Origin of the sequence: Microvirga flocculans ATCC BAA-817 (assembly GCF_000518665.1) — a bacterium.
GTDB classification, from domain to species: domain Bacteria; phylum Pseudomonadota; class Alphaproteobacteria; order Rhizobiales; family Beijerinckiaceae; genus Microvirga; species Microvirga flocculans.
The window spans coordinates 105,826-125,583 of record NZ_JAEA01000007.1 but is presented as its reverse complement, the minus strand read 5'-3'; the positions used below and the strand labels follow the sequence as shown (position 1 = coordinate 125,583).

General features: G+C 63.1%; 17 protein-coding genes, 2 tRNA genes and 1 pseudogene. 10 read left to right on the top strand and 10 right to left on the bottom strand.

Features of this window, described 5'->3' with window-relative positions; genetic code table 11:
* The first annotated feature begins 605 nt into the window (after positions 1 to 605).
* A complete protein-coding gene (locus L879_RS21055; protein WP_084020853.1) occupies positions 606 to 1,184 on the top strand; it encodes a histone H1-like repetitive region-containing protein in 579 nt (192 codons plus the stop codon).
* Between the two features lie 113 nt (positions 1,185 to 1,297).
* Here L879_RS21055 and L879_RS0108935 read toward each other — a convergent pair whose 3' ends face one another.
* The gene (locus L879_RS0108935) at positions 1,298 to 1,708 is read right to left on the bottom strand and encodes a PRC-barrel domain-containing protein (protein ID WP_051435193.1); all 411 of its coding nucleotides are present in this window, start codon (positions 1,706 to 1,708) and stop codon (positions 1,298 to 1,300) included.
* A 180-nt stretch (positions 1,709 to 1,888) separates the two neighbouring features.
* Between L879_RS0108935 and L879_RS0108930 the strand changes: the two genes are divergently transcribed.
* Together L879_RS0108930 and mepA are read left to right on the top strand one after the other, a co-directional pair.
* The gene (locus L879_RS0108930; protein WP_027315801.1) at positions 1,889 to 3,049 is read left to right on the top strand and encodes an SDR family oxidoreductase; all 1,161 of its coding nucleotides are present in this window, start codon (positions 1,889 to 1,891) and stop codon (positions 3,047 to 3,049) included.
* Positions 3,050 to 3,142: 93 nt separating this feature from the next.
* Positions 3,143 to 4,054 (top strand): penicillin-insensitive murein endopeptidase, encoded by a 912-nt coding sequence (gene mepA / locus L879_RS0108925; protein ID WP_027315800.1) that lies wholly within the window; start codon positions 3,143 to 3,145, stop codon positions 4,052 to 4,054.
* A gap of 71 nt (positions 4,055 to 4,125) precedes the next feature.
* Here mepA and msrA read toward each other — a convergent pair whose 3' ends face one another.
* On the bottom strand, positions 4,126 to 4,785 hold the full coding sequence (gene msrA / locus L879_RS0108920; protein WP_027315799.1) for a peptide-methionine (S)-S-oxide reductase MsrA: 660 nt from the start codon (positions 4,783 to 4,785) through the stop codon (positions 4,126 to 4,128).
* Between the two features lie 88 nt (positions 4,786 to 4,873).
* Positions 4,874 to 5,194 carry a hypothetical protein gene (locus tag L879_RS0108915; protein WP_027315798.1) on the bottom strand — a complete coding sequence of 107 codons (321 nt, stop codon included), beginning with the start codon at positions 5,192 to 5,194 and terminating at the stop codon, positions 4,874 to 4,876.
* A gap of 198 nt (positions 5,195 to 5,392) precedes the next feature.
* Here L879_RS0108915 and L879_RS0108910 point away from each other — a divergent pair.
* The 5 genes from L879_RS0108910 (at position 5,393) to L879_RS0108890 (ending at position 11,000) form a co-directional block, all read left to right on the top strand.
* Positions 5,393 to 5,482: transfer RNA gene (locus L879_RS0108910), tRNA-Ser, on the top strand.
* Between the two features lie 439 nt (positions 5,483 to 5,921).
* Positions 5,922 to 7,670 carry an adenylate/guanylate cyclase domain-containing protein gene (locus L879_RS0108905; protein ID WP_035459134.1) on the top strand — a complete coding sequence of 583 codons (1,749 nt, stop codon included), beginning with the start codon at positions 5,922 to 5,924 and terminating at the stop codon, positions 7,668 to 7,670.
* 366 nt (positions 7,671 to 8,036) lie between these two features.
* The gene (locus tag L879_RS21050; protein ID WP_084020851.1) at positions 8,037 to 8,891 is read left to right on the top strand and encodes a phosphatase PAP2 family protein; all 855 of its coding nucleotides are present in this window, start codon (positions 8,037 to 8,039) and stop codon (positions 8,889 to 8,891) included.
* A gap of 40 nt (positions 8,892 to 8,931) precedes the next feature.
* Positions 8,932 to 9,342 (top strand): hypothetical protein, encoded by a 411-nt coding sequence (locus L879_RS0108895; RefSeq protein ID WP_027315796.1) that lies wholly within the window; start codon positions 8,932 to 8,934, stop codon positions 9,340 to 9,342.
* 11 nt (positions 9,343 to 9,353) lie between these two features.
* Complete coding sequence (locus L879_RS0108890) at positions 9,354 to 11,000, top strand: S8/S53 family peptidase (protein ID WP_154664151.1); 1,647 nt, start codon at positions 9,354 to 9,356, stop codon at positions 10,998 to 11,000.
* 15 nt (positions 11,001 to 11,015) lie between these two features.
* Here L879_RS0108890 and fdhD read toward each other — a convergent pair whose 3' ends face one another.
* Entirely contained in the window at positions 11,016 to 12,011 is a 996-nt protein-coding gene (gene fdhD / locus L879_RS21045; protein ID WP_084020890.1) for a formate dehydrogenase accessory sulfurtransferase FdhD, read from the bottom strand.
* 167 nt (positions 12,012 to 12,178) lie between these two features.
* On the opposite strand from fdhD, the gene selD reads away from it, so the two are divergent.
* Both selD and L879_RS22735 read left to right on the top strand, forming a co-directional pair.
* Positions 12,179 to 13,225, top strand: coding sequence for a selenide, water dikinase SelD (selD, locus tag L879_RS0108880; protein ID WP_027315794.1), 1,047 nt, complete (start codon positions 12,179 to 12,181; stop codon positions 13,223 to 13,225).
* Between the two features lie 68 nt (positions 13,226 to 13,293).
* Positions 13,294 to 13,629: a hypothetical protein gene (locus tag L879_RS22735; protein WP_051435172.1), complete on the top strand. Its 336-nt coding sequence runs from the start codon at positions 13,294 to 13,296 to the stop codon at positions 13,627 to 13,629.
* Positions 13,630 to 13,692: 63 nt separating this feature from the next.
* Here L879_RS22735 and L879_RS23615 read toward each other — a convergent pair.
* The 6 genes and pseudogenes from L879_RS23615 to fdxH all read right to left on the bottom strand — a co-directional run bounded on the left by L879_RS23615 (position 13,693) and on the right by fdxH (position 19,747).
* A tRNA-Sec gene (locus tag L879_RS23615) sits at positions 13,693 to 13,788 on the bottom strand.
* A gap of 117 nt (positions 13,789 to 13,905) precedes the next feature.
* Positions 13,906 to 15,741 (bottom strand): annotated as a pseudogene (gene selB, locus L879_RS0108870) (selenocysteine-specific translation elongation factor); the annotation flags it as partial.
* On the bottom strand, positions 15,738 to 17,141 hold the full coding sequence (selA, locus tag L879_RS0108865; RefSeq protein ID WP_027315792.1) for an L-seryl-tRNA(Sec) selenium transferase: 1,404 nt from the start codon (positions 17,139 to 17,141) through the stop codon (positions 15,738 to 15,740). The pseudogene selB and the gene selA, both read right to left, overlap by 4 nt.
* Positions 17,142 to 17,143: 2 nt before the next feature.
* Complete coding sequence (gene fdhE / locus L879_RS0108860) at positions 17,144 to 18,061, bottom strand: formate dehydrogenase accessory protein FdhE (RefSeq protein WP_027315791.1); 918 nt, start codon at positions 18,059 to 18,061, stop codon at positions 17,144 to 17,146.
* Between the two features lie 40 nt (positions 18,062 to 18,101).
* Complete coding sequence (locus tag L879_RS0108855; protein ID WP_027315790.1) at positions 18,102 to 18,797, bottom strand: formate dehydrogenase subunit gamma; 696 nt, start codon at positions 18,795 to 18,797, stop codon at positions 18,102 to 18,104.
* Positions 18,797 to 19,747, bottom strand: a complete 951-nt coding sequence (gene fdxH, locus L879_RS0108850) for a formate dehydrogenase subunit beta (RefSeq protein ID WP_027315789.1) — start codon at positions 19,745 to 19,747, stop codon at positions 18,797 to 18,799. The genes L879_RS0108855 and fdxH overlap by 1 nt, the downstream gene beginning before the upstream one ends.
* Positions 19,748 to 19,758: the final 11 nt, after the last annotated feature.

Sequence of the window (19,758 nt, the reverse complement as noted above, 5' to 3'; positions counted from 1 at the left end):
CTGCCTTTACCGTTCCGTGAAGCCTCCGCCATCCTCTTCACCGGGGCGACCGGCGTGACGAGACTCGACGCGGGGGTGTCGCGCGAACCGATGGACGTTCGAGGCGCGATGGCTCGCGTGTGATTCTTGACTCGCGCGATGACTCGCGACCGCTCTCATGCGTCGAAGCGATGAAAAATTTTCAGCCGCACACGACAGGCGAGCAATGGCCCGCGCAGCCCCTCATCGCCCCCTCCAAGTAAGGGGGATTTCCATTGCGATGTTGATCGACGTTCAACACCGGCGAATACTCGCAGGGGCTTCATCGACATCTTCAAAGACCACTTAACATTTTGAAAAATTTAACGTTTTCAGAACACCAGAAATACCTTGCGAGCATGCCGAAGCACAGCGGTGAGTCTGAAGAAGAGACTCTAACTGCTTCATCGTGAACCCCTTATTGAGTCTTTGGACTGCAAGCGTAGAGAGATGCATCGGCAAACATATCCACAGAAAAAGTGAGCATTCTACTGTCTGCACTTTCCGATATTCGGAACCGCGTTGATATAACGACGTTGCCTTGCAAGCGTGACGGTTGCACGCGAAGGCCCTTGAAGGAGGCGGCTATGCCGACAGACACAAAGTCCAACCCGCTGACGATGCTGTTCACGGGTGACACCGGTGCGACCCGCACCAAGAAGAAGACCGCAAAGGGCACGAAGTCCTCTGCCAAGAAGTCCAGCGCCAAGAAGGCTGCTCCGAAGGCCGCTGCCAAGAAGTCGGCTGCGAAGTCTTCGAAGGCCGGCGCCAAGAAGACCGTCGCTAAGAAGGCCACGGCCAAGAAGGCTGTTGCCAAGAAGACGGTCGCCAAGAAGACCGTCGCCAAGAAGGCGGCTGTGAAGAAGACCGCGGCCAAGAAGACCGTTGCGAAGAAGACCGTCGCTAAGAAGGCCACGGCCAAGAAGGCCGGTGCCAAGAAGACGGTTGCCAAGAAGTCGGCTGCTTCGACCGCGCGGAAGTCCGCTTCCCGTCCTTCGGCGAAGAAGACCGCTTCCCGCAGCGCCAGCCGTGGTGCGGTGAAGGCCGCGAAGCCGCGCAGCGCCAAGAAGGCCGCCCCGAAGCGCGCCGCCGCCGCCGCCAGCCGGACCTCTTCCACGAAGAAGTCGGCCGCGGTCGCCAAGCGCTCCTCGAAGTCGAAGCGCTAAGAGCGAGCATGCCGCACGCACCGGAGCGGGATCTCCTGCAATCCGGTGCATGCCCATAAAAAATCGCCCGGTGAAAGCCGGGCGATTTTGTTTTTTCGGGAGGGGCCGCCAGGCTATCGCCCGGTGCTCATCGGGTCGCTGCTGCCCCAATAGGGCGTCGCGTTGTAATAGCGGTGGACGTGTTCCTCCCACTCGCGGTCGTAGGAGGCATCGTGCCCCTCCGCACTCCGGCGGGGGGCACCGCGCAGCTGCTCCTCAGAGAGGTTCAGCTCATAGGCATCGAGCTCGGTATTGTACGTCAGGACGCCCCACGGCAGCGTGTAGTATTCTTCCCCGAGCCCCATGAAACCGCCGAAGCTCATGACCGCATAGGCGACCTTGCCGGAGCGTTTCTCGATCATGACGCGCTCGATCGTGCCGATCTTCTCGCCATCCGATCGGCGCACCGGCGTTCCTTCAACCTTGTCGCTGGCGATCAGGCTGTTGGTTTCACGAACGTCACGACCCTGTGCCATTGTCTGCATCATCCTTGCTCCTTCCTCTGTGAGATCCTAAGGCAACGTTCGGCTTGAAAAGCCGGTTCCGGCCTGGGCCGGGCGTCCCGAGGGAACCTGGAGGCCGTGAGAAGCGCTGCCTTAGGAACCCCCCATCCCCCCTCACGTTGATCCTCGTTCAAGAAACCCGAGGATCCGGAGGAAATTGTCATGGCGGTTCGGCAGAAGCCGGTCGAGGAACAGGTGATCGTCATCACCGGCGCATCCAGCGGGATCGGCCTCGCGACGGCGCATGTGCTGGCCGAGCGCGGCGTGAAAGGGCTCGTCCTCGCCGCGCGCAACGAGGAGGCGCTGCGCGCGGTCGCCGAGGAGCTGAGCCGCGGCCGCACGCGCGTCATCGCCGCCCCTGCGGATGTCAGCCGGCGGGAGGATGTGGAGCGAGTGGCACGCACCGCCATCGATGCCTTCGGAGGGTTCGATACCTGGGTGAACGACGCGGCCGTCGCTCTCTATGGCAATCTCACGGAGATCCCCCTGGAGGACCAGCGGCGCCTCTTCGACGTCAACTATTGGGGCGTCGTCAACGGCTCCATGATCGCGGCGGATCACCTGCGCCGGCGCGGCGGCACCATCATCAATATCGGCAGCGTGCTGTCCGAGCGGACCATGATCCTGCAGACCCAGTACTCGGCCTCCAAACACGCGGTGAAAGCCTTCACGGATGGCCTGCGCATGGAACTCGAGAACCAGGGCGCACCGATCGCGGTGACCCTGATCAAGCCCTCCTCCATCGATACGCCCTACGTGGAGCACGCGCGCAATTATCTCGACCGGGAGAGCGCCGTTCCTGCGCCTGTCTACGACCCGCATCTCGTCGCGAAGGCCATCGTCTTCGCTGCCGAGCACCAGCGCCGCGAGATCACGGTCGGCTTCGGCGGCTGGGTCATCGGCGCGATGGGAAAGATGGCGCCCCGCCTGATGGACCGGGCCATGGAATGGACGGGCTACGGCCTGCAGACCACGGATCAACGCGAACGGCCGGGAATGCGCGACAATCTCTACCAGGCGCGCGAGGATGGCGACATGTACTCGTCCCAGCCCCGCGAGCCACGCAGGACAAGCCTGCTGCTCGAGGCGCAGCTCCATCCCTTCGTGACGGCCACCGTGCTGGCAGGGCTCGCGGCGGGCCTCGCCGCCCTGCTCATCCCTCCCATGGCAAGCGTCCGCCGGCGGCGTCCGTCCCGGTCGCCCTCTTCGCGCCACCAGCCGACCGTGCGACGCACCGGGAACGGCCATGACAAGCGAACCTTGGGACCGGGTCATGTCAGCCAGCGCGGACCTTCCGAGGGACGACCGCAACCGAGACATTGAGTCTTTCGGCTGCTGCCCCTCTGATGCCAAAGGCGACAAGATGGCCGCCACGGAACCGTTCCGAAGTCGTGGGATGCGGTTTAGCCTTTCCGCATGAATCCGATTCGCTCTTTCGCTTTCGCCCTTGTCCTTCTCATCGGCAGCCCTGCCGTTGCCCAGGACAAGGGAACCCTCGATCCGAAGCCGCTGCCTCCTCTTGCCAACCCCAGCGATCCCAAGCTCGCCGCAAAGGAGCTGTTCGGGCGGCGCACCACGCCGGCCGATCTGCGCCCGCGCGCCATCGGCGGCTATGCGCGCGGCTGCGTCGCGGGCGCGGCGGCGATCCCGGTCGATGGCGAGAACTGGCAGGTCATGCGCCTGTCCCGCAACCGCAATTGGGGCCACCCGAAGATGATCGGCTTCCTGCAACGGTTCGCGACCAGGCTTCCCGCGATCAACGGATGGCCCGGCCTTCTCGTGGGAGACATCTCACAGCCGCGCGGCGGCCCCATGATCACGGGCCATGCCTCCCACCAGATCGGCCTCGACGCCGATATCTGGCTCACTCCCATGCCCGACCGGCGCCTGTCACAGGCCGAGCGCGAGGAAATGTCCGCCACGAATATGGTGCGCGACGACTGGCTCGACATCGATCCTGCCCGATGGACGCCGCAGCACACCGCGCTCATCCGCGCCGCCGCGCAGGAAGAAAGCGTCGCCCGGATCTTCGTGAACCCGGCCATCAAGAAGGCGCTCTGCCGCGAGGCCGGAGCGGAGCGCGACTGGCTGACCAAGGTGCGGCCGATGTGGGGGCACAATTATCACTTTCACATCCGCCTCGCCTGCCCGCCCGGCGAGACAGGCTGCGCGGACCAGGATCCGCCTCCGGGCGGCGACGGCTGCGGCGCGGAGCTCGCGGGGTGGTTCACCCCGGACATGCTGAACCCGAAGCCCGGCAAGCCCCGCCCGCCGCTCACCATGGCTCAACTGCCGCCCGAGTGCCGCCGGGTGCTGGAGGCTCCCTGAGCTCTGGAACGAAAAGAGCGGCCTGCTTGCGAAGCGGGCCGCCCACGCATTCTTAGAAAGAAGAATCCGCCCTATTCGGCGGCCACCCCGACGCCGACCGGACAGGACACGCCCGTGCCGCCCAGGCCGCAATAGCCGTTCGGGTTCTTCGCCAGATATTGCTGATGGTAGTCCTCGGCGAAGTAGAACGGCCCCGCCTCCAGGATCTCGGTCGTGATCGGTCCGTAGCCCTTGGCGGAGAGCGCCTCCGCATAGGCGGCCCTGGAGGCCTCGGCGGCCCGGCGCTGGGCCTCGCCGAACACATAGATCCCCGAGCGGTACTGGGTGCCGACATCGTTGCCCTGGCGCATTCCCTGCGTCGGGTCGTGGCTCTCCCAGAAGGTCTTGAGCAGGGCTTCGTAGGTCACGGCCTTCGGATCGAAGACCACCAGAACGACCTCGTTTTGGCCGGTCAACCCCGTGCAGACTTCCTCATAGGTCGGGTTGGGCGTGATCCCCGCCGCATAGCCTGCGGCCGTAATCCAGATGCCGTCACCCATCTGCCAGAACTTGCGCTCCGCACCCCAGAAGCAGCCAAGGCCGAAAAGCGCCTTTTCCATGCCGTCAGGATAGGGCGGCATCAGCGGACGGCCGTTGACGAAATGCCGCTCGGCGGTCGAAATCGGGCTGGCACGGCCCGGCAGGGCCTCGGAGGCGCTCGGCAGGTCGAGACGTTTGCGGAAGCTGAACATGGGACGATTCCCTCGTGTGACCCCGCTCATATAGTCACGATCTCACGCATGGGGGAGAAGGCGCTCCCGTCACCTTCCCGTGAGGATTTCAGCGTTCGACGAGATATCCTATGGGCTCCAGGGGCTTTTGCCCCAGCCACATGAGCAGCGCCCCGAGAAGGAAGCCGGACAGAGACGCCGGCATCTGCAGGAGGCTGGTCGTGATCGGGTCCCACAGCCAGGGATAGCCCCGCTGGGCGATGCTGCCTTCGAGCCCAGTCATCCCGCCCGGGAAAAGGGTGCCCGCCACTTTTCCGATGGGAGCAAACGATACAGCATTGTTGACGATGGACCGTGTGCCGTCGATCACCAATCCGACGAAACCTGCCGCGATCAGCAGAAGACCCAGGATACGCGCTAGGAACTTCAAGGGGAGATACCTCTATGAACAGAGGGGGAAGTATGTAGTGCGTTTTGTCGCAATCGCAAAGGCGATTCCGGATGACTTGTCGCAAGTTCGGTCTTGCCTTTTGCCCTCATTTAGCGATACACGAGCGCTCCGCAGACCACGCGGAGAACCTGATCGGCTCGTTTCGAGCTCAGGTTTCCGAGCCGAAAGGCTCATGCTGGAGGGGTGGCCGAGTGGTTGAAGGCGCACGCCTGGAAAGTGTGTATACGGGAAACCGTATCGCGGGTTCGAATCCCGCTCCCTCCGCCATTCAACCGATCGCTGCATAGGCTGCTGAAATTACTTGCTTTCAGATGCGATCGGGGTTTGATCCGCTTCCCCTTTCATTAGTCCTTGCTCAGATGCCAAGACATCGCTTTGTAAAATTCTTGATATATTATAGCAATTCTCAAGAAAGAAACGCGGCGTCTTGAATAATTCCCAATTTTGCATCTATTTCAGCATCGTTTTTATATATAAAATGGCTGCGTTGAATTAACCCTGTCAAAAGTCACGTACCATTCGACAGTAGGAGAATAAACTTAGCTAAGGAGAAAACTTACTTGCGATAGGATCGATTAAATCCTTATCTTCCTCTGTTCTACATGCCGGTATAGTATAAATCAAATTTACATCTGCTTTTGCTGCCGATCCGGAGGCCCTGGCAGTGCCCGGACACGACGATGCAGTGCCTCGTTCCGATCCTCATATGGCGTGGGCCACGCGCGCTGTATTGCTGGTCGATATCGTTGAGTCGGTTCGCCTCATCGAACAGGATGAGAGCGGCGTCATCTATCGATGGCTCGACTTTGTCGATCACGTAAAGACGATCGTTCTTCCTCGTCACAATGGACGTCTCGTCAAAAGTCTCGGCGACGGAATGCTGCTGGATTTTGAAGATGTTCGGTCGGCAACAGCTGCCGCCCTTGAAATCCAACGAACCATCGTTCTCAGAAACGACGCGCACCCGCAGGACAAGCATATCCTGCTGCGCATGGGCATGGAGCTGAGCGATGTCATCGTAGCTCCGGATGACATCCTCGGGCGCGGCGTCAACCTCGCAGCGCGGCTGATGACCCTGGCCCAGCCGGGTGAAATCGTGGTCTCGCAGCAGGTGCGTGATCGCCTGACCGCAGACCTCGATGCCGATGTCGAAGACATGGGGGACTGCTTTCTCCGCCATCTGAGGCATCCGGTGCGAGCCTATCGCATCGCTCCTCCAGGTTCCCGCCCGGCGATCGCTCCGGCCATGTCCCTTGACGATATGGCACCATCCATAGCGGTCGTCCCTTTTTCGCCACTCGGAGGGGGACACCTCCAGGGTGCACTTGGGGAGATTCTCGCGGAGGAGATCATCAGGACGCTCTCACGCTCATCGGACATCAACCTGATCTCCCGTCTTTCGACATCCGCTTTCCGTGGGCGGAATTTTCCCGTTGAAGAGCTTGGAACGCGGCTGCATGCAGATTACGTTCTCTCGGGCGCCTACAGCGGCGACGAGCAGCATCTCAAGCTCGATGTCGAACTTGCCGAAACCAAATCGGGCCGCATCCTCTGGGCAGACTATCTTCAGGATGACATGCGCGCGCTCCTGAGCGTCGACCATGGCCTCATCGACCATATGGTTTCCGGAATTTCGTCCGCCGTGATGTCCCGTGAATTGCAGCGTGCGAGAGCCTACCCCTTGCCCACGCTCAAGGCTTATACGCTTCTCATCAGCGCGATCTCCCTGATGCATCATTTGTCTCGGCCGGACTTCGAGGAGGCGCGCAGGTTCCTGGAAGCCCTCATCGAACGGAGCCCTCGTCAACCGATCCCGCTGGCATGGCTGGCCAACTGGCACGTTCTGCGCGTGCAACAGGGCTGGTCTTCAGACGAGAGACAGGATGCTTACCTTGCCCTGGAATGCACGAAGCGCGCCCTGGACGCAGATCCTGAATGCTCGCTCGCTCTCGCAATCAACGGCTTTGCCCATACCAATCTGCTCAAGCAACTCGATGTTGCCCAGGAATCATATGAGAATGCTCTTTCGGTCAATCCCAGCAATGCTCTGGCCTGGCTGCTCAAGGGCACGATGCATGCCTTCATGAGCCAAGGACAGCAGGCTGTCGAACACACCGAGCGCGCGCTCAGGCTTTCCCCTCTCGATCCTCATCGCTACTTCTACGATTCACTCGCGGCAACGGCCTGCGTCGCAGCCCGGCAATATGAACGCGCCGTGGAGCTGGCGCAGCGCTCGCTTCGCGCCAACCGTCAGCACACCTCAACCTTGCGCGTCCTGACAATCGCCCAATGGCAACTCGGACGGCACGAGGATTCCCGCCGAACGGCGACAGAACTTTTGCGGCTTCAACCTTCTCTCACGGTCAGCGGTTGGCTCTCGCGCTCTCCGGCGGCACCGTACCCTATCGGACGCGAGAGCGCCGAAGCGTTGCGCCAGGCCGGCGTGCCGGATTGACGGGTTCACTCAAGCAGCGGGGATCTCATGGCAGGGGAATCTTACACAGGGGGCTTAGGTGGCCTTGGCGGATTGGGAGGCCTGGGAGGTCTTGGCGGACTTGGAGGGTTAGGAGGATTGGGAGGTCTCGGCGGGTTGGGCGGATTGGGTGGACTCGGTCTCGCCAATTCGCCAGCACTCGCCGATGCGCTGATCCGGACGCGTGACGGCGTCGGCGGCGGCTGGAGCCCTCCGGGCAGTGCCCCACGCTCTCTCAAGCCCGATCATCCCGAGAACCTGGAAAGGTGGGAGCCTTGGGTCAGAGCCAGCATTCTCGATTTCGAGCTTCTCTCGAAGCTCGGATTCAGCCAGCCCGCGACCGGCACGATGATGGTGTCGCACATTGATACCTCCGGTGCAGCCGTTACGTACCGCCCTCTCGTCACGATCACGCGCCCCACGCTGGAAATCTTCAGGAAGCAACTCGTCTTCTTGGACCGGTATGCGGACCTTCGCGGCGACCGCGCTTCGGAAATTCTGACACAGACTGGCGGAGCGCTCGCCTTCTTATCCTCGGCAGCCTTCCTGCACCCCTCCCGAACGCCCTGGACCCTGGAGTTGCTTGCCACGGCCCTGCGCCTGGCGAATTTCACGGAGATGCGCCTCAAGCACGCCCTCGCCTGCCGGCGGCCGAACGAGTTTTCACCGCAAGTCCAACCGATGATCCTCACGCCTTCGCATGGAAGCTTTCCGAGCGGCCATGCCACCGAAACATTCATGGCGGCCCTCGTTCTCTGGATGGTTCTGCGCGATTCCAGAACCCTGCCTCCCAACTCTGCAACGCCGACGCCTCCTTATGGCGATGTACGATGGGGAACCCAGTTCATGCGCATGGCATCCCGAGTTGCGATCAACAGAACGGTCGCAGGCGTCCATTTTCCAATCGACAGCGCAGCAGGCGCCTTTCTGGGACTGACGCTCGGGCAGTATTTCGTCAATCTTTGCAGGAATGCTGGCACTTACGAAGCTTATCAATTTGAAAGCATGCAATTCCCGGATCCGACCGCGGGAGGAGCCCCTCCCAACGATGGCGACTTCTATTGGTCGGAGCTGTTCGACGAAACAATCCCCGGCCCCAAGCAACCGCTGCCGGCTTACGTCATCAGCAACGGCGCACAAGGACTTTCACCCAGTCCCCTTCTGACTTGGCTCTGGGACAAGGCTAAGCGTGAATGGAATTGATGAAGCGCCTTCAATCACTTCTGTGAGGTCTGCAATGTCAATGGCTGACCAGGAAAGCAATCAAGAGCCTGTTGGACTGGATCCCTATATCGATTGGGCCTTGCAATCCAGACGATCTTATTCCGTCACTCTCGAGCGCGGGGATGACTGGCATTTCGTGCTCATTCGATTGAACGGCATCAGCGTCCACGATTTCGCCAGAGGGATCGGCCTCTTCGATGATGACGAGAGCGTAAGGCGCTGGCAGCATCTGATCCGCGTATCTCCCCTCTATACCGCCTCGTCTGCTGCACCTTATGTCACGACATTCTGCACGGCTATGGTGCGAGAGGATTTCTTCTCGCTCGTTGAAGAGAATACGAAGCTGCGCTCGGTCATCGGCGGCATTGCCCTCGGCGCTCCCCTCGCTCCCGAAGCGCTTCCTTCCGGGACGATTGACGCGACATCTTGAAGGAGCCTGCCATGAGCGACGCGACAGGACCGATACCGGTTGTCATGGGCGTCATAGACGATGGCATCGCTTTTGCGCATGAGCGCTTCCGAAGCCTTGTGAACGGTCGATGGAAGAGCCGGGTCGAATCCTGGTGGCTTCAGGACGGCGCTCATCAGGGCTCGACATCTTCGGTCCCCTATGGCCGGGAGCTTCGAAAGGCGGAGATCGACAACCTCCTGGATGCCTGCAATCGTGCTGGTCATGTCGATGAGGATCTTCTCTACCGGAAGGCCGGATTGATCGACTTTCGTCAAGCGGGCCACAAGTCCGCAGCCTGGAGAGCTGCGCATGGCACGCATGTCATGGATCTGGCCTGCGGGCTTGTTCCGTATGAACCGCAAGCGGAGCGTCCCATCGTCTGTGTCCAGCTTCCAACGCGCGTGACGGCGCAAACCTCCGGCGCGGCTCTCTATCCCTATGCGCTCGATGCCATCGCATACATCCTGTCCTGTGCCGAGGAAATTTCAAAGGAACGGGGATATTCCCATCTGCCCGTCGTCATCAATCTGAGTTACGGAAGGCTCGCTGGCCCTCATGACGGCACACTGGATCTCGAAAGCGCCATTGACGACATCGTCGACAATTGCGCGGAGCATGGGATCTCTTTGCGAGTCGTCCTCCCTTCCGGGAACAGCTATCTGTACCGGTGTCATTCTCAGGTGTCCTTCGAGCGCAGGAGTCAAACAGCGTCCTTACTCTGGCGCGTGATGCCGGACGACCGAACGCCGAGTTTCCTCGAAATCTGGCTTCCGCCGCGCAAATCGGGATTAAGTGCGAGCAGGATCGAGCTGAAGATCACGTCGCCGACAGGGCAAAGCCGTTCGATCGGAGAGACGCCTGGCGCCGTGCGATGGGCGAGCGGCAACCAAACTTACGCCAAAGCCCATTACGTCATCTCGCCGATCACGCAGCGCGGCATGTTCCTGATTGCACTCGCGCCGACCGCCCAGCTCGATCCAACGGCAACGCTTTCTCCCGCAGGAACATGGACAATCGAGCTCAGGAACAGGGGTCTTTCACGGGCCGATACGATCCATGCCTGGATTCAGCGGGATGACACGCTCTATGGCTTTCCCTCCCAAGGACGACAGTCCTGTTTCGACCATGCGTGTTATGCACGCTACGATCATGCCGGACGCGACAACGAGATGGACGACGCGGCCTGCGTGGTGAAGCGCGACAGCACGATCAACGGAATCGCGACGGGACAGCACCCGATCGTGATCGGCGGGTACCTGGGGAAGGAGATGGTGGCCGCCCCGTATTCCGCAGCGGGCTCTTCAATCCCATCGGCCTCCTCTCCGCGCAAACCCGATGCCCTGGCGATCAGCGACAATTCGCGTGTTCACCGCGGGGTTCTCGCAGCCGGGACACGCAGCGGATCCGTGGTCGCGATTGGGGGAACCAGCGTTGCGGCTCCCCAGGTCGCAAGGTGGTGCGCATCGCAGTTGGCTTCAGGAAACGCAGGCAATCGCGCGAGCGTCCAGGCGCTTGCGGCGCAGGATGAAGCGGGCTTGCCCGCAGGAACACCGGCGGTCCCATCGCCTCAGCGGGGCGGTTCGGGACGCTTGCGTCTTCCTTCGCCTGGTCCCTTGAAAGGACGAATGGACCCGTGATGGCCGGGCATCGTCCTAAGGCAGGTCCAGGCCGGATGTCTGTTCATGCAGAGCCTCTCGAACCCGCTCGAGGCCATGAAAGACCGTCACCGAGTCACGGCGGGCGATTCCGATAAGCGTGATGTCGAGCTTGCGGGCCCGTTCCAAGGCGAGCGCGGTTGGGGCCGAGATCGCGACAAGCGTCCTCGCGCCGAAAGCGGCGATCTTCTCGACGAGTTCGAAGGAGCAGCGGCTCGTGACGACGACGAAGCCGGTGTCGGGCCTTATGTCTTCGCGGCACAGGGCGCCGAGAAGCTTGTCGAGGGCATTGTGCCTTCCCACATCCTCGCGGACATGCCGGATCGTCCCGTCGAGATCCGCCCAGGCCGCCGCATGCACGGCATGCGTCAGTTCATTGAGCGCCTGCTCGCGGTCGAGACCCAGAAGGGCCTGCTGGATGGCCGATGCCGAGAGACTCGGGGCAGCCCCTTCCATGTTCCTGGCCTGAGGAAGGGAATCGAAATCGTCGACGCCGCACAAGCCGCACCCCGTCCGCCCGGACAGGGCGCGCCTGCGCGCCAGATGCTCGTGCAGCCGGTTCGGCACCAGGTCGATGGCGAGCCGGATCCCGCGCTCGTCGGGCTCGATGCGAATGCCGCGAATGTCGTCTCTCTGCCGGATCACGCCTTCGGTCAGGCTGAACCCCACTGCGAAGTCTTCGAGGTCGGAGGGGGTCGTCATCATCACGGCGAACGGAATTCCGCCATAGACGAGATTGACGGGAACCTCAGCGGGGATCGCCCTCGTGCCGGAAAGCGCACGATCCTCGTCGAAGGAGATTACGGCAACCGGCACCTCAGCCGCCGTCGGCTCTCCGCAAGCATCGCGCCCTTCACGCCGGGCGGCATAGCAAGCCTCCGGCACGGCTGTTGTCTCAACCGTCGGATCGGGGGCGGCGTCACGGACCGCTCCTTCCGCGCCGGGCCGCGACGCACCCGCCACATCTGCCAGATCCGCGCTCTTTACCGGCATCATGCGCTCCTTCGCTTCCGGCCAATCCTCTCCAACGCTTGACTCACTGCGCCCGGTCCTTGCCGCATTCGGCGCCCTCCGCGTCAGCGCTGGGCTTTTTCGGCGATCTCTGGAAGATTATCGTTCATGCGCCCTATCTTCCAAGGTCTGATACCGGGAGGGTTTCTATGGACATCCAGAACGTTCAGCTCAGTCATTTGTCCCATGGCGGCGGCTGCGGCTGCAAACTCGCCCCCGCCGTTCTCCAGAAACTCCTCTCGGATCAGCCGGTTGCCGGACCCTTCAGTCAGCTTCTCGTCGGCACGGAAACGGCGGACGATGCCGCCGTCTGGCAGCTCGACGACCGGACCTGCATCATAGCGACCACGGACTTCTTCATGCCCATGGTGGACGATCCGTTCGATTTCGGGCGGATCGCGGCCACGAATGCCATTTCCGACGTTTATGCCATGGGCGGGCGGCCGGTCATGGCGCTCGCGATCCTCGGCATGCCGCTCGGCAAGATCGCGCCGGAGACCGTCCGCGAAATCCTCAGGGGCGGCGCTGCGATCTGTGCCGAAGCCGGCATTCCGGTGGCGGGCGGCCATTCCATCGACTGCCCCGAACCGGTCTATGGCCTCGCCGTGATCGGCACGGCCAAACCCGAAGACATTCGCCGCAACAGCGGGGCGAGGCCCGGGGATGCGCTCATTCTGACGAAAGCTCTCGGCGTCGGCATCTATTCCGCCGCCTTCAAGAAGGACGCGCTTTCCGCCGATGCCTATGCGGAAATGATCGCCTCGGTCACGCTTCTGAACAGAATCGGAGCGGAACTGGCGCAGGACCCCGATGTGCATGCGATCACGGATGTGACCGGCTTCGGCATCCTCGGTCATGGCCTCGAAATGGCGCGTGGGTCCGGATTGACGCTTGCCATCGACAGCGCGCGGCTGCCCCTGTTCCGCGAGGCCGGGGCTCTTGCCGCGAAGGGCTATGTCACAGGCGCCTCGACGCGGAACTGGGACAGCTACGGCGAGAGCATCATGCTTCCCGACGGGCTCGAGCTCTGGCGGCGGCAGCTTCTGACGGATCCCCAGACTTCAGGCGGACTTCTCGTGGCCTGCGCGCCGGAGAGGGCGGAACGGATCCTCGAAAACATCGTTCGAGCCGGATACCCCTCTGCACGGATTGTCGGTCGCGCGGAGGAAGGGCCGGCGCAGATCAGGGTGGCCTGACACCTGCCGGAACCCGCCGCGCCGCGCCACGTTGCTCCGAAAGACTTGTCCAACAGGAGCCCCGCCCGATGCGTGCCCTTCTGATCATCGCCGTCACCGCCAGTCTTTCGACGCCCGCCTGGGCGCAACCGGCGGCCCAGTCTCCTTGCCGGGCGGAGCCTTCGACCACGGCCGCGACGCCTACCGATCCGAACAGCCCCGCCTCGGGCACCTCGCCGGGAACGGCCGGATCGACCGGATGGACGGGCGGAACGGGCGGCTCCTACATCGGCACGGCTCCGAAGGGCCCCACCCCTCAATCGCCATCGGAGCATGCCGAAACCGCGAGCGGCCTCGATCCGATCAAAGGCTCTTCCGCCGCAGCCGCGGCGCAGCCTTCCGGCGATTGCGGGCCGCTTCGTTGAAGTGGCCGCTCAGCCTCATGTGCAGCAGGCGATGCGCCGTGCCGCATTTCACACCGGAGATGATGGCGGAAGAGAGTGGGAGTCGAACCCACCTAAGACCGGCTCGCGGCCCCACCCGGATTTGAAGTCCGGACGCCCCACCGGGGACGCTTCTCCTCCATGATCCTTCTCATGCGGCTGGGAGATCGCAAAAAGGTCCAGCCGATGCGGATTGATGCGCCGAAGATCGCCACGGCGCAAGGTGACGCCGTGACGATCGAAGAATTCCAGGATCTGGATGGCGACCTTGCGGCCGTTCAGCACGCGGTCACGGAACTGCGCCGCCGTGAACTGCCCGTCAGGGGCGGCGAGCGCGAGTTCCTGGACGATCCCGACCATCTCGGAGACGGTGCCTCGCAAAAAGAAATGGTCGTGCGCCACCTCGTCCACGTGCCCAAGGCGACCGAGCAGCTTGCACAGGGCGCGGATCTCATCCTCCGGCACACCCGTCACGCCCGCGATGTCCCGCACGCGTGGAGGGCGAAAGCGCTCCTCGCCTTCACCGGCAAGCAGCGGCCGGATTTCCTGCCACAGGCGCTCCTCGCGCTCGGCCAGGCGGACCTCATGCCCGGGCAGGCGCACCCACGAGCCCTCGACCTTCAGTCGCCCCGCCACCACCAGAACCTGCAGAGCGGCGCGGAAGGCGGGCGCAGGCAGGCGCGGATCGCATTGCAGGCGCAGACGCTCGAAGCCCATGCCCTGGAGATCGGGATTGTCCGCATGAAACCTGTCGAGGATGTCGAGCACGGCGGCCTCGAAGGCCGCCCAGCGGCCCTTTTCGAGGGCAAGCAGGGTCGGACCGATCGTCAGGCGCATCAGTCCGAGCCCGTCGGCGATGGCCGTCGCCGCGGCGCGGGACATGGCTCTGTCCCGCGCGAAAGCCGAGATGTCGAAGTAATGCGGTGGGGCCGCAGCGAGGCTCGCCATTGCAGCGGCCGGATCCGCCTGCGCGAGCGCCCGAATCTGGACACGCCGCTCATCCGTGCGCCGATGGCGCGAAGGCGCGCGCAGATCGATGAAGACCCCTCCCCCGATCGTCCGCTGGGCAGAGGTATCCCGCAGCACGAAGGTGTCATGTGCGGCCGCGGCGATCGGGCGTTCGAGGACGAGTTGGACCATCGCCCTTCCACCGGGTGGAACCGGATCGTCTTCCAGAAGCACGATCCGCGCCCCGACTTCCTCTGCCGCATGATGCAGACGAACCGGAAACCATTGGCCGACGGGCTTTCGTTCGCTCGTCAGGATGCGCAGGCTTGCATCGATCCGGTCGGTCGGCGCGTGAAGCTCGGGCGCGAGCACCATGTCGCCCCGGGCAACGGCATCCTTGGAGATGCCCTCTCCGGCCAGGTTGAGGGCGCAACGCTGACCGGCGACGCCCTGCTCCGCGGGACGGTTCTGAGCATGGATCGAGCGCACGCGGGCCATTCGCCCGCAGGGGCTGACCATGACGGGATCGCCCACCCGTATGGCACCGGACAGAACGGTTCCCGTGACGACGGTGCCCGCGCCGGACAGGGTGAAGCTGCGATCCACGGACAGGCGGAACAGGCCGGAAGCGTTCCGCTCTTTCTGGGTCAGAGCTGCCTCGCGCAGATGACGCCGCAAGGTATCGAGCCCCTCGCCCGTGTATGACGAGACGAGGATGATCGGGCTATGGGCGAGCGTCGTACCGGTGAGCGCATCGCGGATTTCGGCCGATGCGGCCGCCCGGCGATCTTCTCCCGCGAGATCGGCCTTGCTGAGCACGACGACGCCCTTGTCGATCCCGAGGATGTCGAGGATCGCCAGGTGTTCCAGGGTCTGCGGCATCACGGCGTCGTCCACTGCGACCACGAGCATGGCGAAATCGATGCCGCTTGCGCCGGCCACCATCGTGTGCACGAAACGCTCGTGGCCGGGCACATCCACGAAGCCGATGACATCGCCATTGTCCTGCGGCCAATAGGCGAAGCCGAGATCGATGGTGATGCCGCGCGCCTTTTCTTCCTTGAGGCGATCAGTATCGGTGCCCGTCAGAGCTTTGACGAGCGCCGTCTTGCCATGGTCGATATGTCCGGCCGTGCCGACGATCATGACGCGTTCCCGAGACGAAGGGACGAAAGAGCCTGACCGAACAGCTCTTCGTTCTCCAGGCACCTGAGATCGAAGACGAGCGCGCCCTCGGTCACGCGGCCGATCACAGGCCAAGGCAGGGCCCGGAAGGCGGCGCTGAGTTCTTCGACCGCTCGCCCTCCTCCTCTCGGCTGCAACGACAGGCCGAAGCTCGGGATGGTATCGAGCGGCAGCGCTCCCGATCCGATCTGGCTCCGGCATGGCACGGTTTCGACGGTGACACGGGAGCCGAGGTGGCAGGCCACGACAGGCGCGAGACGCTCGGCCTGATCGCGTATGTCTTCCACGGAGCGCGACAGGAAGCGCATGGTCGGCAGCCTCTGCGCGAGGCGCTCGGGATCGCGGTAGAGCTTCAATGTCGCCTCGCACGCCGCAAGGCGCAGCTTGTCCACCCGCAACGCGCGTTTCATGGGATTGCGGTTGATGGCGGCGATGAGGTCCTTCCGCCCGACGATGAACCCCGCCTGCGGCCCGCCGAGGAGCTTGTCGCCGGAAAAGGTGACGAGATCGGCGCCCTCCTCCACGGCCTCGCGAACGGTCGGCTCCTTCGTGAGACCGAAGCGGGAGAGATCGACGAGCGTTCCCGAACCGAGATCGTTGACCAGGGGTATGTCGTGCCGATGGGCGATGGTCGAGAGCTCGCGAGCGCCGACTTCCGCCGTGAACCCTTCGATGCGGTAGTTCGAGGTATGGACTTTCAGGAGAAGCCCCGTCTGGGGTCCGATGGCCTCCACGTAATCGCGCGCATGGGTGCGGTTCGTCGTCCCGACCTCCCGCAGCTGTGCTCCTGCCCGCGCCATGATCTCCGGCATGCGGAAGGCGCCCCCGATCTCGATGAGCTCTCCCCTGGAGACGATGGCATCCTTGCCCTGCGCGAGCGTGTTCAGGACGAGAAGAACCGCGGCCGCATTGTTGTTGACGAGGGTCGCATCCTCTGCGCCCGTCAACTCGCACACGAGGGAGCGAACGTGATCGTCGCGCTCTCCCCTCTTGCCGCTGGCGAGATCGAATTCAAGCGAGACCGCATGACGCATGGCGGACGTTGCGGCTTCGATGGCCTCTTCGGCGAGGATCGCCCGGCCGAGATTGGTGTGCAGCACCGTCCCGGTGAGATTGAAGAGCGCTTTCAGCCGTGGGCTTGCCCGCGCCTCGACACGGGACAGGACGGAGGCGGCGATGACACCATCGTCGATGTCCTTGCCGGACCGCATCGCCTCACGGAGCTCTTTGAGAGTTTCGCGAACGGCCTGCGTTGCCTCTGCACGCCCATGCTTCTCGATCAGAACGGCGATGTCCGGATTCCGCAGCAACCGGTCCACGGAAGGAAGGCTGCGCAAGGAAGGCAGGGCCGAAACCGCCATGCTCAGATCCCCAGCAGGAAGGGGTTGAAGCTGCCCCGGCGGTATTCTCCTTCCTGCAGGAGAAGATCGAGCCCGAGGCTGGCGATGTCGTCCGCAACGGGATCAAGGGCCGCATCCTTCTGCTGGTAGAGAAGCTTGACGTAGCCGCGGCAATTGTCGCAGCACTCCGCCTTGACCGTTCCAGGCCCACCCTCGATCTCCTTGTAGCCGATGCCCTTCCCCGAACTGCACAGCACGCATTTGACGCGCACCACATTCCACAGTGTGCCGCAGAGAGAACAGGAACAGTAGCGCGCGCCCTCCGCCTCCATCCACCCGACGACAAGGGACGAGGTCGGCGCGCCGCCGCAGCAGGGGCAAGTTCCGTCTCCGATCCTGACGAGCTGGGCGGAGCCTAGCTTTGCCGCGAGCCTGGCGAAATGAACCTGCAGCCCCGCCGCCACGTAGACATGCTCGGCAATTGAATCGGCAGGGATAGCCTCCATGAGAACGCTGTTGAGCATTCCACCCATCTGCTCAGGCGTTGCAGCCTTCACCCGCTCGAGTGCGGCCTGTGCCTCGAGCGGCTTGGTCAGAGGTGAAACCGCATCGAACAGACGGGTCAGTGTCTCGCTCAGAACATCGTCGTGCGCGATCCGATTGCGGTCGAGCGGCGGCATTCCGAACGCGCGGGCGCGGTCGAGGGCATCGGCAGGGGGAAGTTCCGGCTCGGGCAGAGCTTCCTGTATGGCGCTCTGCGCCGATGCAATGCCTGCGACGAAGCGCAGATAAGGGGCAAGTTCGCTCGCCTGGGCCAGGAATTCGAGACGCTCCCTGCGCGCCTCGAACAGTCTTCCCGGGTCGGGAAGGCGAACGAAGGGAGGGGCTGGAACGCGGCCGATGGCAGCGGGATTGGGCTCGATGGAACTTGAATTCGTCATTCGACCTCACGAACCGCACGGGTCACGTGGCATGAAGGCCCTATTCGGCGGGCGCCGCCGGCTTCTTGAATCTATGGCGCTCCGCCAGTTCCTTCAACCAGCGGCGATGATGTCTCCAGGCCCAGCCGCCCGTCACCGAACCGCGCGTCATAGCCCGGAGCGTGCCGCGCGCCCAGATCACCGCATAGACATGAACGATCCAAACGCAGATAAGCGCGACCGCCGCGAGGGAATGGACGAGAACCGCAGCGCGCTTCTGAGGAATAGTGGTCCAGTCGTAGAAGTACTGATCCCAGATCGCGAGACCGGTCAGGATGAGGGCGATGATCAGGAGGGACATGGCCCAGAAGTTCACCTTCTGGATCGGATTGTACCGTCCGGCCTCGGGCAGCTTCTCCTCGTTTCCGGCAATCACGTCATTGGCATGCGCGAGCCATTCCCTGTCGGACTTCTCCGGCAGGTTGGCTCTCCAGAAGCGGATGAAGAGACCTGCGAAGCTGAAGAACAGAACGACGCCGATCCAGGGGTGGAGGGCGCGGGCGCTTTGCCCGCCCCCGAAGAGGCCCGTGAGGAAGAACAGGGACGGATGGAAGAAGGCCAGTCCCGACGCTGCGAGAAGAATGAGCGATATCGCCGTGATCCAGTGATTGATCCGCGCTGCCAGGTTATAGCGGTCGACGACGACCGGCTTGCCGGGATGGATCGCATCTTCATTCTCGATGCCGGTCGTTGCCATCAGGCCTTCTCCTTCACCAGATCCTCGGCCTTCTCCTCATCCTCCCGCGTGACGCGATTGGGACCGGCCAGCGCCGCATGAACCACGCCTGCCGCGGCCGCCAAGCCCATGGCCGCGAAGCCAAGATACTTCGCCATGCCCTTCCAGGCATTGACGACGGGACTGATCTTCGGGTCCTTTGGCAGGCCCGAATAGATTTCCGGCTGGTCGTTGTGATGGAGCACATACATCACATGCGTTCCGCCGACCCCGGGCGGATCGTAGAGACCCGCCTTCTCATAACCGCGGGACTTGAGGTCCTCGATCCGGCTTGCAGCCAGCTTCTTCATGTCCTCCTTGGTGCCGAAGGTGATCGCGTGGGTCGGGCAGGCCTTCGCGCAGGCCGGCCCCTGCCCCACCGCGACACGGTCGGAGCAGAGCGTGCACTTGTAGGCCGTATGATCGACTTTCGAGATGCGCGGGATGTTGAAGGGGCAGCCCTTGATGCAATAGCCGCAGCCGATGCAGTTCTCGTGGACGAAATCGACGATGCCGTTGGAGTACTGGACGATGGCGCCTGGCGCCGGACAGGCCTTCAGGCAGCCCGGGTCCTCGCAATGCATGCAGCCGTCCTTGCGGATCAGCCATTCGAGATTGCCCGTCTGCGGGTTCTCCCATTCGGAGAACCGCATCAGAGTGAACATGTCGGGAGTGAGATCGTGCGGATTCTCATAGATGCCGACATTGGTCTCGACCGCCGGGTGCGTGTCGTTCCATTCGATGCAGGCCGACTGGCAGGCCTTGCAGCCGATGCACTTGGAGACGTCGATGAGCTTCGCCACCGGTTCGAGCTGCCGCACTGGCGCCGGAACGGACGAGGCGGAGCGGCGCACGAGATCCCGCTCCGTCAGGTTCGCAGGGGTGACGGCGACCGGCGGATTGCTTTGAGCGGTATGGGGACTTGGTTCCATTCCACTTCTCC

What these genes read in the sequence shown, in the direction of transcription:
- L879_RS21055 (WP_084020853.1), top strand. Translation starts at nt 606, where the DNA reads ATGCCGACAGACACAAAGTCCAACCCGCTGACGATGCTGTTCACGGGT.
- L879_RS0108935 (WP_051435193.1), bottom strand. Translation starts at nt 1,708, where the DNA reads ATGCAGACAATGGCACAGGGTCGTGACGTTCGTGAAACCAACAGCCTG.
- L879_RS0108930 (WP_027315801.1), top strand. Translation starts at nt 1,889, where the DNA reads ATGGCGGTTCGGCAGAAGCCGGTCGAGGAACAGGTGATCGTCATCACC.
- mepA (WP_027315800.1), top strand. Translation starts at nt 3,143, where the DNA reads ATGAATCCGATTCGCTCTTTCGCTTTCGCCCTTGTCCTTCTCATCGGC.
- msrA (WP_027315799.1), bottom strand. Translation starts at nt 4,785, where the DNA reads ATGTTCAGCTTCCGCAAACGTCTCGACCTGCCGAGCGCCTCCGAGGCC.
- L879_RS0108905 (WP_035459134.1), top strand. Translation starts at nt 5,922, where the DNA reads ATGGCGTGGGCCACGCGCGCTGTATTGCTGGTCGATATCGTTGAGTCG.
- L879_RS21050 (WP_084020851.1), top strand. Translation starts at nt 8,037, where the DNA reads ATGATGGTGTCGCACATTGATACCTCCGGTGCAGCCGTTACGTACCGC.
- L879_RS0108895 (WP_027315796.1), top strand. Translation starts at nt 8,932, where the DNA reads ATGGCTGACCAGGAAAGCAATCAAGAGCCTGTTGGACTGGATCCCTAT.
- L879_RS0108890 (WP_154664151.1), top strand. Translation starts at nt 9,354, where the DNA reads ATGAGCGACGCGACAGGACCGATACCGGTTGTCATGGGCGTCATAGAC.
- fdhD (WP_084020890.1), bottom strand. Translation starts at nt 12,011, where the DNA reads ATGCCGGTAAAGAGCGCGGATCTGGCAGATGTGGCGGGTGCGTCGCGG.
- selD (WP_027315794.1), top strand. Translation starts at nt 12,179, where the DNA reads ATGGACATCCAGAACGTTCAGCTCAGTCATTTGTCCCATGGCGGCGGC.
- L879_RS22735 (WP_051435172.1), top strand. Translation starts at nt 13,294, where the DNA reads ATGCGTGCCCTTCTGATCATCGCCGTCACCGCCAGTCTTTCGACGCCC.
- selA (WP_027315792.1), bottom strand. Translation starts at nt 17,141, where the DNA reads ATGGCGGTTTCGGCCCTGCCTTCCTTGCGCAGCCTTCCTTCCGTGGAC.
- fdhE (WP_027315791.1), bottom strand. Translation starts at nt 18,061, where the DNA reads ATGACGAATTCAAGTTCCATCGAGCCCAATCCCGCTGCCATCGGCCGC.
- L879_RS0108855 (WP_027315790.1), bottom strand. Translation starts at nt 18,797, where the DNA reads ATGGCAACGACCGGCATCGAGAATGAAGATGCGATCCATCCCGGCAAG.
- fdxH (WP_027315789.1), bottom strand. Translation starts at nt 19,747, where the DNA reads ATGGAACCAAGTCCCCATACCGCTCAAAGCAATCCGCCGGTCGCCGTC.